The following is a 12966-nucleotide window of genomic DNA, read 5'->3' on the forward strand; positions in this document are numbered from 1 at the left end:
CCGGCGCGCTCCCGTCCCAGCTTCTCTGTTTCGAAAATATCCCCGCCGGAGGCATCCACGCTCACCCACAAGCGCAGCGCATAATCGCTGCGCCTCAGATCCCGTCGATGCAGACGTATTTCGTGTCGAGGTAATCCTCGAGCCCCTGGCTTCCGCCTTCCTTGCCCATGCCGCTCTCCTTTACCCCGCCGAAGGGGGCCTCGACGGTCGTGATCAGGCCCGAGTTGATGCCGATCATCCCGTATTGCAGCGCATCGTTCATGCGGAAGGCCCGACCGAGGTCGCGGGTGTAGACATAGGACGCAAGGCCAAAGACGGTATCATTGGCCATGGCCACGGCCTCCGCCTCCGTCTCGAAGGCAAAGACCGGTGCCACCGGCCCAAAGATCTCTTCGGTCGCAAAGGCCATGTCCTGCGTCGCCCCGGTCAGCACCGTGGGCTGGAAGAAGGTCCCGCCCAGCTGGTGACGCGATCCGCCCAGCACAACGGTCGCGCCCTTGCCCTTGGCGTCATCGAGCAATTCCTCGACCTTGGCCACGGCGTCGAGATCGATCAGCGGCCCTTGGGCCACGCCCGCCTCGCGCCCGTCGCCCACCTTGAGCGCCTTGGTCTTTTCAACCAGTTTCTCGACAAAGGCATCATGGACCGAGGCCTGCACATAGATCCGGTTCGCACAAACGCAGGTCTGCCCCGAGTTGCGGTATTTCGACACGATGGCCCCGTCGGCCGCCGCGTCCAGATCGGCATCCTCGAAGACGATGAAGGGCGCGTTGCCGCCCAGTTCCATCGACAGCTTCTTGACAGTATCGGCAGAGGCGCGGATCAGTTCCTTGCCGACCTCGGTCGAGCCGGTGAAGGTCACCTTGCGCACTTCGGACCGTTCCATCATCGCCCCCGCGATGGCGCGCGCCGATCCCGTGACCACGTTCACCACGCCGCTCGGATAGCCCACCTCTTCGGCCAGCGCCGCCCAGGCAAGGCCCGAATAGGGCGTCGCCGTCGCGGGCTTGGCCACAATGGGGCAACCCACCGCCAGCGCAGGTGCGATCTTGCGTGCCAGCATGGAGGAGGGGAAATTCCACGGCGTGATCATCCCCACCACGCCGACCGGATGCCGCGTCACAAGGATGCGCCGTCCGTTCACGCCCGCGGGCACGATCTCGCCCTTGGCTCGGCGCGCCTCTTCGGCGAACCAGCGGACGTATTGCGCGCCGATGGCGATCTCGCCCTTGGCCTCGGCCAGCGGCTTGCCCATCTCGATGGTCAGGAGTTCCGCCAAAGCGGTCTGATTGTCCATCAGCGCGTCATGCAGCTTCCAGAGCAGGCCCACGCGGCTCATCAAGTCCAGCGCCGCGAAGGCCGGGAAAGCGGCCGCGGCGGCGTCGATGGCGCGATGTGTCTCGGCCGCACCGCAGGCGGGCACGGTGCCGATCACCTCGCCCGTGGCAGGGTTCGTCACGTCGATCGTTTTGCCGCTATCGGCCTGCACCCAAGCCCCACCGACATGGTTCGCCTCACGCTTCCAACTCTGCCAATCGCTCATCGCATCTCTCCCATTCTCTCGGCCAAATCTAGCATCCGGCACGAAAATCCCCATTCATTGTCATACCAGCCAAAGACCCGCAGCATGCCGCCCTTGGCGCGCTTGATCTCGGGACCCTGCACGATCAGCGACTCGGGCCGCGCCCGTAGGTCGGTCGAGACCAGCGTCTGATCCGTGAAGCCCACGATCGGCCCCGCCCGGTCGCGGAAGAAGGCCTGCGCCACCTCGGCTTGCGGCTTTTCGCGGGTGATGACGGCCAGATCGACACAAGACACGGAGGCCACAGGCACCCGCACCGCCGACCCGGTGATCCGCCCCGCCAGATGCGGCAGCACCGCGTCGACCAGCGTGGCCGCGCTTGTCGTTGTCGGCACCATCGACAGGGCGGCCGCGCGGGATCGGGCGAAATCCTCGCCCATCGGCTGATCCACTGTCGGTTGGCTGCCGGTGTAGCAATGCACCGTCGTCATCAGCGCAGACTCCAGCCCCCATTCCGCGTCGATCATCGCGGCCAAGGGCGCCACGGCATTGGTGGTGCATGACGCGTTCGACACGATCTTGTGCGCCGCCGTCAGCGCGCCATCATTGGCGCCGATCACCACGGTGATATCCGCTTGCGGCGAGGGCCCGGAAACCAGAACCCGCGCTGCCCCCGCATCCAGCCCCGCCTCGGCGAAGCTGCGGGTCCGCGCCAGCCCTGTGCATTCCATCACCACATCGATACCGCGCAGGTCCAAAAGCGCCAGATCGGCCACCTGCGTGAAGGGCAACACCCGCCCGCCGACGCGCAAGACTCCCTCACCCACCGCGACTTCCTCGGGCCAGGGGCCGAAGACGCTGTCATACTGGAACAGGTAAGCGCAGGTTTTCAGCGGCGCGATGTCGTTCAGCGCCACGATCTCGATCCCGGGCCAGCCGCCCTTGAGCCAGGCCCTTAGAACAGACCGCCCGATACGCCCGAAGCCGTTGATGGCTACCTTGATGGTCATCCGATCCCCCCTGCCTGCGCTCAGTGATGCCCCTGCCCGAGCCGGGGCGCAAGGCCCCCTCCCCCCCGGCACAAGGCTGGGCTATAAGCGCCGCAGGTGACAGAGCGGAGACGGATCATGGACGGCGAGACCCGGCAAAGGCGCGTGACCTCAAGCCATTGGGGGGCCTTCGAGGTGGTGACGGAGGGCTGTCGCATCATCGAGGCGCACCCATTCGGACCTGACCCGCATCCGCCGTCGATCCCCGCGATCCTGCCTGCCGCCGTGCATCATTCCAGCCGCGTCGCCCGCCCCTCCATCCGCCGCGCCTGGCTTACCACGCGGGACAGGACGGGTCGTGGCGACGGCGATTACGTGACGCCGCCCTGGGACGAGGCGCTGGACATCGCCGCGCAGGAAATCGACCGCATCCGCAAGACCCATGGCAATGGCGCGATCTACGGCGGGTCCTACGGCTGGGCCTCGGCCGGGCGGTTCCACCATGCCCAAGGCCAGATCCACCGCTTCCTCAACTGCATCGGCGGCTATGTGGCCAGCTTCGGCAGCTATTCCACCGGCTGCGCGCAATCCATCATGCCCCATGTCTTCGGGGAGAATTTCCTCACCCTCACCTACGAGGCGCAGGACAGTTTCGCCACCATCGCGCGGCATACCGAAACGCTGGTCATGTTCGGCGGCATCAATCCCAAGAACAGCCAGGTCTCGATGGGCGGCATCACCGAGCATCAGACGGCGGGCTGGTTCGACCGCTTCACCGAGACGGGAATGACCCGCGTCAACATCGGGCCCCAGCGCACGGACGCGCCCGAGGGCTGCGACTGGCTGCCCTGCCGCCCCGGCTCCGACACCGCGCTGATGCTGGCCTTGGCGCATGTGCTGGAGACCGAGGGGCTGGCCGACCACGCCTTTCTCGACCGCTACACGGTGGGCTATGACAGGTTCCGCGCCTATCTGATGGGCGAGACGGACGGCACGCCGAAAAGCCCGGACTGGGCCGCGCCGCTGACGGGTGTCGCGCCCGCTACGATCCACGATCTTGCCCGCCGCATGGCCAGCACGCGCACGCTGATCACGGTCGCATGGTCGCTGCAGCGCCAAGAACACGGCGAACAGCCCTATTGGATGTCGGCCGTGCTTGCCGCGATGCTGGGGCAGATCGGCCTGCCCGGTGGCGGTGTGGGCTATGGCTACGGCGCCATCGGCGGCATCGGCAAGGATTTCAGGCCCTTGGGCGGTCTGACCCTGCCCCAAGGCACCAACGCCGTGCCCGACGTGATCCCGGTCGCACGCGTGGCCGACATGCTGCTGCACCCCGGCCAGCCTTACGATTTCAACGGCCAGCGCCGGGCCTACCCCGACATCCGGCTGGTCTATTGGGCGGGCGGCAATCCGTTCCATCATCACCAGGATCTGAACCGCCTGCACGAGGCCTGGACCCGGCCCGAAACGATCATCGTGAACGAGCCGTGGTGGACCGCCACCGCACAGCGCGCCGACATCGTCTTTCCCGCCACCACGCCTTACGAGCGTGAGGATATCGGGCGCAGCCCGCTCGACGACTACCTGTTCCACATGCCTGCGCTGATCCCGCCCGTGGGTGAGGCGCGCGACGATTATGCCATCTTCGCAGGACTTGCCGAACGCCTTGGCCTTGGCGTGACTTTCACCGAGGGGCGCGACCCTGCGCAATGGATCGGCCATCTCTACGACGGCTTCCAAGCCCGCGCGACCGCGGCAGGTGTCGAGGTTCCGACCCTCGACGCCCTGCGCGCGCGCAACTGGATCAAGCTCGACATTGCGGCGGAGGAACAACCCAAGCCGATCCTCCGCGCCTTCCGCGCGGACCCCGATGGCGCGGCCCTCAAAACCCCCTCTGGCCGGATCGAGATCTTTTCCGCCACCATCGACAGTTTCGGCTACGACGATTGCCCCGGCCATCCGGTCTGGCTTCCCCCGAAAGAATGGCCTGGCACGGCAAGCACCGATGCGCCCCTGCATCTCGTCTCGCCGCAACCGGGCGACAAGCTGCACTCCCAACTCGAAGCGGCCTTGGCCGATATCGAGGGGGCGCGGCCCGAGACTATTCTTATACATGAAACGGACGCTGCCGCGCGGGGCGTTGCCACGGGGGATCTGGTGCGGGCGTTTAACGCGCGCGGCGCGGTTCGGGCAAGGGCGCGGGTGACCTCCGACATCGTGCAAGGCGTTGTGGCGCTTCCTACCGGCGCATGGTTTGGCGCGCCGGGCGGCAACATGGATGCCAATGGCAACCCCAACGTGCTCACGCGGGACGTCGGCACATCACGGCTGGGTCAGGGCACAAGCGCACATTCGGCCTTGGTGGAAGTGGAGCGGCTTTGACAGCCGCAAAACCGCAGTTCTACCTGCCGCACATCTCGAGATTTCCGGCACATTTTCCTCCCGGAAAAGGTTACCGCCGCTCCGCCACATACTCTGCCACCGCCCTTTTGTAGAGCTCCCGGATGCGCGCCGTCACCGGCCGCGACCCATCGCCCACCGGCTTGCCGTCGATCGAGGCCACAGGCGTCTGCGCCCCGAACGTGCCGGTCAAAAACGCTTCTTCCGCACCGGCAACTTCAAAGAGCGAATAGTTCTTCTCGAAGATCTGGATGCCATCCTTGCGGCACAGGTCGATGACCTTTTGCCGCGTCACCCCATTCATGCAGTAATCGCCCGTCGAGGTCCAAACCTCGCCCTTGCGCACGATGAAGAAATTGCACGCATTGGTCGTGTTCACGAAGCCATGCGGGTCCAGCATCAACGCTTCATCCGCGCCCGCCTGTTCCGCCTGAAGGCAGGCCAGAACGCAGTTCAGCTTGGAATGGGAGTTGTATTTCGCATCCTGGCTCATCGGCAGGCCCCGCACCTGCGGGACCGTGGCCAGCCGGATGCCCGCCGAATGCAGTCGGTCCACGGGCTTCGAATGTTCCATGATGATGACCAGCGTCGGCCCTGACCGTGACAGCGATGGGTGCTGGAAGGGCCGCACCTTGACCCCGCGCGTCAGCATCAGGCGGCAATGCACATCCGTGTGCATCCCGTTGGCTTTGCGCGTCATCTCCAGCGCGTCCATGATGCCCGTGCGGTCCATGCCCACATCAAGGCTCACCGCCTTGCAGCTGTCAAAAAAGCGATCCATGTGCTCTTCGAAAAAGGCCCAGACGCCGTCGTAAAGACGCATCCCCTCCCACATGCCATCACCCAGCAAGAACCCGCTGTCATAGACCGAGACCGTCGCCTCGGGGCGGGGTTTCAGCGCGCCGTTGACGTAGATCACGATGTCGGCGTTGCGCGGGTCTTCCAGCGCGTCATGGGTGGTGGAATGGTCGGTCTGCATCTTGCGTCTCCGTGGACTGTCCTGTCAGGGATGACGCGAGGCGCGCGGTGGGTCAATCCGGGGCGAGCATGTAGCCTTCGCCGCGCACGCTTCGGATCGGGTCATGGCCAAGAGCCGCGCGCATCCTGCGGCGGGTGCGGTTGAGCTTGACATCGATGGTGCGCAGCCCGTTCTGGGTCTGTGAGCCATAGGCGAGGCGCAACAGTTCCTCGCGCGGCCACACCCGCCCCGGCATGTCGAACAGCGGCCCGAGCAGGCGGAAATCCTCGAGCGACAGGGTGGCCGAAGACCCTGCTACGCTCACCGTCATCGCCGCCTCGTCCAGCGTCAGGCCGCCCGCCCTGCACCGGCTGGCCAAGGCGACGGGACGGCAGCGCCGCATCAAGGCGCGCAGGCGAAGGGTAAAGGCGTCAGGACCATCGGCCGGGTCAAAGGTCTCGATCCCGAACTGCGGGCCAGGGGCGGGTGTGGCACCTTGCGGTCCGATCAGGACGATACCCAGTGTTGCCGTGTGCATCGCGGCGCGAAGGGCGGCAAGGTCGGCGTCTTCCGCCGCCGCGCCGAGGATCACGTAGTCCGGACGTCCGCGCGCCACGGCGTCCAGCAGCATCCTATGCGTGTTACAGCGCGCAAGGTTGGCCAGCCTGTCTCCCAGCCCGGTCAGGAACGTCCCTACCCCGACGCTCCCCGCATCGGCGACGCCGACGAGGGGCTCTGCTAGATGCACGATATCGCGATTGCACGGGTCCACGCCTGCCCGATCAGCCCAGCGCGTAGCCGGCGCCGCGAACAGTGCGGATCGGGTCGCCATGATCCCCGGCTTTCAGCGCCTTGCGCAAGCGGCCCACATGCACGTCCACCGTACGGCTGTCGACATAGATGTCACGCCCCCAGACCCGGTCGAGCAGCTGCTCGCGGCTCCAGACGCGGCCGGGGCGCTCCATGAAGGCCGTCAGCAGGCGGAACTCGGTCGGTCCAAGGCTGAGCTGTTCCTTGTTGCGGTAGACCCGGTGTTCGGCCAGATCGACAAGGATGTCGTCATATTCCAGCCGCTCGCCCACGGTGGCGGGGCGGACGCGCCGCAACTGGGTGCGCAGGCGCGCAAGCAGTTCGGCCACGGAATAGGGCTTGGTGATGTAGTCATCCGCACCGGTTTCCAACCCGCGGATCTTGTCGACCTCTTCCGAGCGTGCCGACAACATGATGATCGGGATGCGCGCGGTTTCAGCGCCCATCTTGAGCTGACGGCAGACCTCGATCCCAGAGACATGGGGCAACATCCAGTCCAGCACGATCACATCGGGCGGCGTCTCGCGCACCATGTCGAGCGCGATGTCGCCCGCTTCGGCGGTCATCACCTGAAACCCTTCGGCCTGGATGTTGTAGGCCAGAACCTCGCGCTGCGCGGGTTCATCCTCGACCACGAGCACCAGCGGTTCGCCAGCCATCGGCCTGTTCCTTGTTACTTCGTCACGCCCGCGTCATGCGGCGTGCGGTCTTGCTTGGGGCGGTCCTCGTCGGGCATGTCGCCGGTCACAAGGTAGATCACCTGCTCGGCGATGGAGGTGACATGGTCGCCCATACGCTCGATGTTCTTGGCCATGAAATGCAGGTGCATGCAGGTCGTGATGTTGCGCGGATCTTCCATCATGAAGGTCAGGTATTCGCGGAAGAGCGCCGAATACATCTGGTCCACGTCGATATCGCGGGCGCGCACGTCGGCCGCCAGCGCCGCATCGCGCTGGATATAGGCGTCGAGCGCATCCTTGAGCATCAGTTCCACCTGCCGAGCCATCCGCCGCAGCGAGGCGCCGGTGCCGTTGACGGGCGGCTGGTCGATGATCGTTTCGGTCCGCTTGGCGATGTTCTTGGCGTAATCCCCGATGCGTTCCAGATTGGTGGAGACACGGAAGACCGTCAGCACCGTGCGCAGGTCGCTTGCGATGGGCTGGCGCTGCGCGATGATGCGCGCCGCCTCGTCATTGACCTGTTCCTCGAGCGCGTCGATGGCCGCGTCGTTCGCCCGAACCTCGCGTGCCAGTTCGACGTCGCGCAATTCAAGCGCTTGCGTGGCCTTGGCGATGGCATCCTCGACCAGCCCACCCATGCGCATGATCTGCGCCTGTATACCTTCGAGGTCGCGGTCGAAACTTGCGACGATATGTTCGGAATGCGCCATGGTACCTGCCTGCCCTTGTGCCTCAGCCGATCCGGCCGGTGATGTAGCTTTCGGTCCGGGGATCTTCGGGGTTGGTGAAGATCTTGGACGTTTCGCCGAATTCCACCAGCGTGCCGAGGTGGAAGAAGGCGGTCTTCTGACTGACGCGCGCGGCCTGCTGCATCGAGTGGGTCACGATGACGACCGAATAGCTTTGCCGCAATTCGTCGATCAGCTCCTCGACCTGCGCGGTTGCGATGGGGTCAAGCGCCGAACAAGGCTCATCCATCAGCAAAACCTCGGGGCCGGTGGCCACCGCGCGCGCGATGCACAGGCGCTGCTGCTGACCACCCGACAGACCGGTGCCCGGCGCATCGAGACGGTCCTTTACCTCGTTCCAGATCGCCGCGCGCCGCAGCGATTTTTCGACGATCTCGTCCAGTTCGGCCTTGGTGCGGGCCAGCCCGTGGATCTTGGGGCCATAGGCGACATTGTCATAGATCGACTTGGGGAAAGGGTTGGGTTTCTGGAACACCATGCCCACTTTGGCCCGCAACTGCACCGGGTCGATGCGCGGGTCGTAGATATCTTCGCCATCGAGATGGATGTCACCCGTCACACGGCAGATGTCGATGGTGTCGTTCATCCGGTTCAGGCAGCGCAGGAACGTCGACTTGCCGCAGCCCGACGGGCCGATGAAAGCCGTGACGGTATGGTCCTCGATATCCACATCCACCGATTTGATGGCATGCGTGTCACCGTAAAACACCTCGACCCCACGGGCCTTCATCTTGATCTGTTTCGTTTCCACGCCACGCTCCGTCAGTCGCATATCGTTCATGTTGCTATCCTCCACGGCGGTCACCACCGGCGCTCGAATTTGTTTCTGAGGTAGATGGCCATTCCGTTCATCAACACAAGGAAGCCAAGCAACACCAGAATGGCCGCCGAGGTCCGGCTGACGAAGCCGCGTTCGGGGCTGTCGGCCCAAATGAAGATCTGGGTGGGCAGTGCGGTGGACGCGTCAAAGGGCGAGGATGCCGCCGAGGTGATGAAGGCGTTCATCCCGATCAGAAGCAGCGGCGCGGTTTCGCCCAGGGCCTGCGCCAGCCCGATGATCGTCCCGGTCAGGATGCCGGGCATCGCCAGCGGTAGGACATGGCCGAATACCACCTGCTGTTTGGATGCGCCGACACCCAATGCGGCCTCGCGGATCGACGGCGGTACGGCCTTCAATGCTGCGCGGGTGGCAATGATGATCGTCGGCATCGTCATCAGCGCCAGCGTCAGGCCGCCGACGAAAGGCGCGGACCGCGGCAGGCCGAACCAGTTGAGGAACACCGCAAGCGCCAACAGACCGAACACGACCGATGGGACGGCGGCAAGGTTGTTGATGTTCACCTCGATGAAGTCAGACAGTTTGTTCTTGGGGGCGAATTCCTCAAGGTAGATCGCCGCACCGATCCCGATGGGGAAGGAGATCAGGAAACAGGTGAGCAGAGCCCAGAAGGTGCCGACCAGCGCGCCGCGCAGACCCGCAAGCTCGGGAAAGCGCGAATCCGCGTTGGTGATCAGTCCCCAGTTGAGCGGGGTCGCGATCATTCCGGCCGTGTCGAGCGCGTCGAACCAGCCGATTTCCCGATCGTTCACGCGGCGCTGCGCCTCGGGCGTGGCGCGGTCCACGTTGCCCTTGTTGAGCTGGTCGAACGGGTCGGATACGGGAACCGTAATGCTGATGGTCTGGCCAATCAGCGACGGGTTGGCCACGATACGGTCGCGCAGGTAGAATTGCGCGCCGTTGGACAAGATGTTGCGCACGGCGCGGGCGTCGCTCTCGGGGTCAGCGTCAGGCAGGTTGGACAGCAGCGACGCGGTCAACACTTCCTGAAACCCGCCGCGCGGCAGACGCTCCTCGGCCACTTCGGCGGGATCGACGAAAACCTGCAGCGTCACATGGGTCTGCACGAAGGCGGTGTAGCCGGTGCTGACCAACGAGGCGACAAGGATGAAGAGCACCGTGAAAGCGGTCAGGATCGCGCCGATGCCGAAGCCCTGCAGGATCAGGTCGGCGCGCTTGCGCTTGGCGATCTTGGCCGAGCTTTCGGTCAGCGAGCTCTTGCGGGGGCCACCGGTGCCCGAATTGGTGATGTCAGCCATGGGTCCAGCGCCTCAATCGTAGATTTCGCGGTACTTGCGCACGATGCGCAGGGCCAAGATGTTGATCCCGAGCGTCAGGATGAACAGCATGAGGCCCAGCGCGAAGGCGGCAAGGGTTTTCGGGTTGTCAAAGGCCGTGTCGCCGATCAGCAGGGTGACGATCTGCACCGTGACGGTGGTCACACTGTCAAGCGGGTTGATGGTCATCCGCGCGATCAGGCCCGCGGCCATCACCACGATCATCGTTTCGCCGATCGCCCGGCTGACGGCGAGCAAGATGCCGCCAACGATGCCCGGGATCGCAGCCGGGAACAGGACCTTGAGCATTGTCTCGCCCCGTGTCGCCCCCAGCGCGAGCGACCCGTCGCGCAGGCTGCGCGGCACGGCGGTCAACGCGTCATCGGCGAAAGAGGAGATGAAGGGGATCAGCATGATGCCCATGACACCGCCGGCGGCAAGCGCCGTGTTGGACGACACCGCGATACCCAGATCTGCCCCGGTGCCGCGCAAGGCGGGGGCGACGACGAGAATGGCGAAGAAGCCATAGACGACCGTTGGCACACCCGACAGGATTTCGAGCACGGGCTTGACCACTGCGCGAACGCTCTTGGGGGCAAATTCGTTGAGGTAGATCGCCGTCAGAAGCCCGATGGGCGTGGCGATCAGCATCGCCACAGTGCCGATCACGACAGTGCCCAAGATCACCGGCAGCCAGCCGAAGGCCCCGACGGCGGCGACCTGGTCAGCGCGGATCGGGATCTGCGGCTCCCAGCGCGTGCCGAACAGGAAATCCATGACCGGCACCATCTCGAAAAAGCGATAGGCCTCGTAGACGAGCGCAAATACGATACCGACCGTGGTCAGGATCGCTACGAGGGAGCAGGCCACCATGAGGCCATGGACGATCCGCTCTGCCGCTTGCCGGGCGCGAAACTCGGCTGCGACTTGGCGGCGCACGAAGAAAAGGATGACGGCCGAAAGGGCTGCGACGACCACAACCATCAAGAGGTCGGCGCCGGCATAGAGCGATGTCAGGCGCTCGGCGGCGGCCAGTTGCCAATCGGGAGGCGTGCCGAAGGTCTGCCCGCGCGTGATCGACTGGATGGTGGCAAGGACCAAGTCCACTTGGCCCGCACTCATGTCATCCAGAACCCCATCGGGCAAACCGCCTATGACCATGCCGTTGATGACCGGTGTTTTCAGCACGAGGTAGACACAGATCACCACGAAGACGGGCACCAGCACGCTCAGCAGCGCGTAAAGACCGTGGAAGTACGCGAGGGAATGGGTCCGCGTGCCGCCCGCCTGAATGGCAAGCGCAGCGCTGCGGTTGAGCAGGAAGCCCGAGACCGCAAGGGCCGCAAGGATCATAAACGCTAGGAGGGTCATCGGGATCACGCCTGCTATGGTCGGGTCAATTCTGGCGGAAGAAACCTGCCCGGCGCATCGACCGGGCAGGCTGTTTCAGGGCGGTCCTGATTTACTCGGGACGTGCCATCGGGGTCAGTGCCAGCGTCGCCGCCTGTGCTGCAGCGCGGTCAGCATCCGGAAGCGGGACCATGCCGCGCTCGGACTGGTAGCCGCCCGGGCCGATCGATTCTTCGGAGATGAACTCTTCGATGAATTCCATCAGGTTCGGGATCACGCCGACATGTGCGTTCTTGATGTAGAAGAACAGCGGACGTGCAACGCCGTAGTCAAAGCTTGCGATCGTGTCGAAGCTGGGAGCGACACCGTTCAGCGCAACGCCTTGAATCGTGTCGAGGTTTTCGAACACGAAGGAATAGCCGAAGATGCCCAGAGCGTTCGGATCGGACTGCAGACGCTGGACGATCAGGTTGTCGTTTTCGCCGGCTTCGATGAACGGGCCATCGGTGCGCATGCGCGAGCAGTTCTCTTCAACCCAATCACCGTCGAAGCCGCCTGCCTGGACAAACTCAAGCTCTTCACAGCCGACATGCATTGCCAGTTCGACAAATGCGTCGCGGGTTCCGGATGTCGGCGGCGGGCCAAGCACGATGATTTCGATATCGGGCAGGGACGCGTCGATGTCGCTCCAGCGCTGGTAGGGATTGTCTGCCCAAACGCCGTCGACCGGAACCTGAGCGGCCAGTGCGAGGTAGACCTGCTCGAGGGACAGATCCCAGCTGAACTCGCTTGCGCGGCTGATAGCCAACGACAGGCCGTCAAAGCCGATCAACGCTTCGGTGATCTCAGTGACGCCGTTCGAGGCGCAGAGGTCGAATTCCGACTGTGTCATGGCGCGCGACGCGCCGGTCAGGTCAGCGTGTGCAACGCCAACGCCGCCGCAGAAGATCTGCATGCCGCCGCCGGTGCCGGTCGATTCTACGATCGGCGAGGTGGCGCCGGTGTTGTTGCTGAACTGCTCGGCAGCGGCCTGGCTGTAGGGGAACACGGTGGACGAGCCGACAACGCGGATTTCTTCACGGCCCTGCGCGAAGGCGACGGTGGCCGAAGCGGCCAGAACTGCGATCGCAGCCGTGGAAAGCTTGAGGTGAGACATGACTTCTCCTGATATCTGCACGGGACGATTTACGTCCTCGACCCGCTGGCTATCGGCCTTTGATGACGGTCATGTTTCAGAATTGTAACGGCTGTATGACAATGCGCGACGGACGTTGCATGAAAGACGGAAAATCAACCAAACTATTGACGTATATGCAAAAAAAGTTGCGCGCCCGGCAAAACCGGGCGCGCATACCGGGGCGAGGGGGCCCCAGCAAGGTATCCAGAAGCCAAT

The 12966-nt window shown here is 64.5% G+C and carries 11 protein-coding genes; 1 reads left to right on the top strand and 10 read right to left on the bottom strand.

All coding sequences use genetic code 11. From position 1 onward, the window contains the following. Window positions 1–94 precede the first annotated feature (94 nt). Window positions 95–1543, bottom strand: coding sequence for an NAD-dependent succinate-semialdehyde dehydrogenase (locus C7455_RS16115; protein WP_109669961.1), 1449 nt, complete (start codon window positions 1541–1543; stop codon window positions 95–97). Continuing rightward, a complete protein-coding gene (locus C7455_RS16120; protein WP_109669963.1) occupies window positions 1540–2532 on the bottom strand; it encodes a type I glyceraldehyde-3-phosphate dehydrogenase in 993 nt (330 codons plus the stop codon). The genes C7455_RS16115 and C7455_RS16120 overlap by 4 nt, the downstream gene beginning before the upstream one ends. 117 nt (window positions 2533–2649) lie before the next feature. Between C7455_RS16120 and C7455_RS16125 the strand changes: the two genes are divergently transcribed. Continuing rightward, the gene (locus C7455_RS16125) at window positions 2650–4893 is read left to right on the top strand and encodes a molybdopterin-dependent oxidoreductase (RefSeq protein ID WP_109669965.1); all 2244 of its coding nucleotides are present in this window, start codon (window positions 2650–2652) and stop codon (window positions 4891–4893) included. Window positions 4894–4963: 70 nt separating this feature from the next. On the opposite strand, the gene C7455_RS16130 is transcribed toward C7455_RS16125, so the two are convergent. The 8 genes from C7455_RS16130 to C7455_RS16165 all read right to left on the bottom strand — a co-directional run bounded on the left by C7455_RS16130 (window position 4964) and on the right by C7455_RS16165 (window position 12729). Beyond that, complete coding sequence (locus tag C7455_RS16130; RefSeq protein WP_109669967.1) at window positions 4964–5890, bottom strand: aminotransferase class IV; 927 nt, start codon at window positions 5888–5890, stop codon at window positions 4964–4966. Window positions 5891–5942: 52 nt separating this feature from the next. Beyond that, entirely contained in the window at window positions 5943–6500 is a 558-nt protein-coding gene (locus tag C7455_RS16135; protein WP_170119109.1) for a winged helix-turn-helix domain-containing protein, read from the bottom strand. Between the two features lie 151 nt (window positions 6501–6651). Next, the gene (gene phoB, locus C7455_RS16140; RefSeq protein ID WP_109669971.1) at window positions 6652–7338 is read right to left on the bottom strand and encodes a phosphate regulon transcriptional regulator PhoB; all 687 of its coding nucleotides are present in this window, start codon (window positions 7336–7338) and stop codon (window positions 6652–6654) included. 14 nt (window positions 7339–7352) lie between these two features. After that, window positions 7353–8069 carry a phosphate signaling complex protein PhoU gene (gene phoU, locus C7455_RS16145; protein ID WP_109669973.1) on the bottom strand — a complete coding sequence of 239 codons (717 nt, stop codon included), beginning with the start codon at window positions 8067–8069 and terminating at the stop codon, window positions 7353–7355. A 22-nt stretch (window positions 8070–8091) separates the two neighbouring features. Next, entirely contained in the window at window positions 8092–8889 is a 798-nt protein-coding gene (gene pstB / locus C7455_RS16150; protein ID WP_109670129.1) for a phosphate ABC transporter ATP-binding protein PstB, read from the bottom strand. A 20-nt stretch (window positions 8890–8909) separates the two neighbouring features. Continuing rightward, window positions 8910–10205 carry a phosphate ABC transporter permease PstA gene (gene pstA / locus C7455_RS16155; protein ID WP_109669975.1) on the bottom strand — a complete coding sequence of 432 codons (1296 nt, stop codon included), beginning with the start codon at window positions 10203–10205 and terminating at the stop codon, window positions 8910–8912. Between the two features lie 12 nt (window positions 10206–10217). Next, window positions 10218–11594 carry a phosphate ABC transporter permease subunit PstC gene (gene pstC, locus C7455_RS16160; RefSeq protein WP_109669977.1) on the bottom strand — a complete coding sequence of 459 codons (1377 nt, stop codon included), beginning with the start codon at window positions 11592–11594 and terminating at the stop codon, window positions 10218–10220. 91 nt (window positions 11595–11685) lie between these two features. Next, window positions 11686–12729: a substrate-binding domain-containing protein gene (locus C7455_RS16165; protein ID WP_109669979.1), complete on the bottom strand. Its 1044-nt coding sequence runs from the start codon at window positions 12727–12729 to the stop codon at window positions 11686–11688. Window positions 12730–12966: the final 237 nt, after the last annotated feature.

This window comes from Roseicyclus mahoneyensis (assembly GCF_003148775.1).
Lineage (GTDB): Bacteria > Pseudomonadota > Alphaproteobacteria > Rhodobacterales > Rhodobacteraceae > Roseicyclus > Roseicyclus mahoneyensis.

Coding starts and splice junctions, on each gene's coding strand:
- C7455_RS16165 (WP_109669979.1), bottom strand. CDS start 12,729: ATGTCTCACCTCAAGCTTTCCACGGCTGCGATCGCAGTTCTGGCCGCT.
- phoB (WP_109669971.1), bottom strand. CDS start 7,338: ATGGCTGGCGAACCGCTGGTGCTCGTGGTCGAGGATGAACCCGCGCAG.
- phoU (WP_109669973.1), bottom strand. CDS start 8,069: ATGGCGCATTCCGAACATATCGTCGCAAGTTTCGACCGCGACCTCGAA.
- C7455_RS16135 (WP_170119109.1), bottom strand. CDS start 6,500: ATGCTGCTGGACGCCGTGGCGCGCGGACGTCCGGACTACGTGATCCTC.
- pstB (WP_109670129.1), bottom strand. CDS start 8,889: ATGAACGATATGCGACTGACGGAGCGTGGCGTGGAAACGAAACAGATC.
- C7455_RS16130 (WP_109669967.1), bottom strand. CDS start 5,890: ATGCAGACCGACCATTCCACCACCCATGACGCGCTGGAAGACCCGCGC.
- C7455_RS16115 (WP_109669961.1), bottom strand. CDS start 1,543: ATGAGCGATTGGCAGAGTTGGAAGCGTGAGGCGAACCATGTCGGTGGG.
- C7455_RS16120 (WP_109669963.1), bottom strand. CDS start 2,532: ATGACCATCAAGGTAGCCATCAACGGCTTCGGGCGTATCGGGCGGTCT.
- pstC (WP_109669977.1), bottom strand. CDS start 11,594: ATGACCCTCCTAGCGTTTATGATCCTTGCGGCCCTTGCGGTCTCGGGC.
- pstA (WP_109669975.1), bottom strand. CDS start 10,205: ATGGCTGACATCACCAATTCGGGCACCGGTGGCCCCCGCAAGAGCTCG.
- C7455_RS16125 (WP_109669965.1), top strand. CDS start 2,650: ATGGACGGCGAGACCCGGCAAAGGCGCGTGACCTCAAGCCATTGGGGG.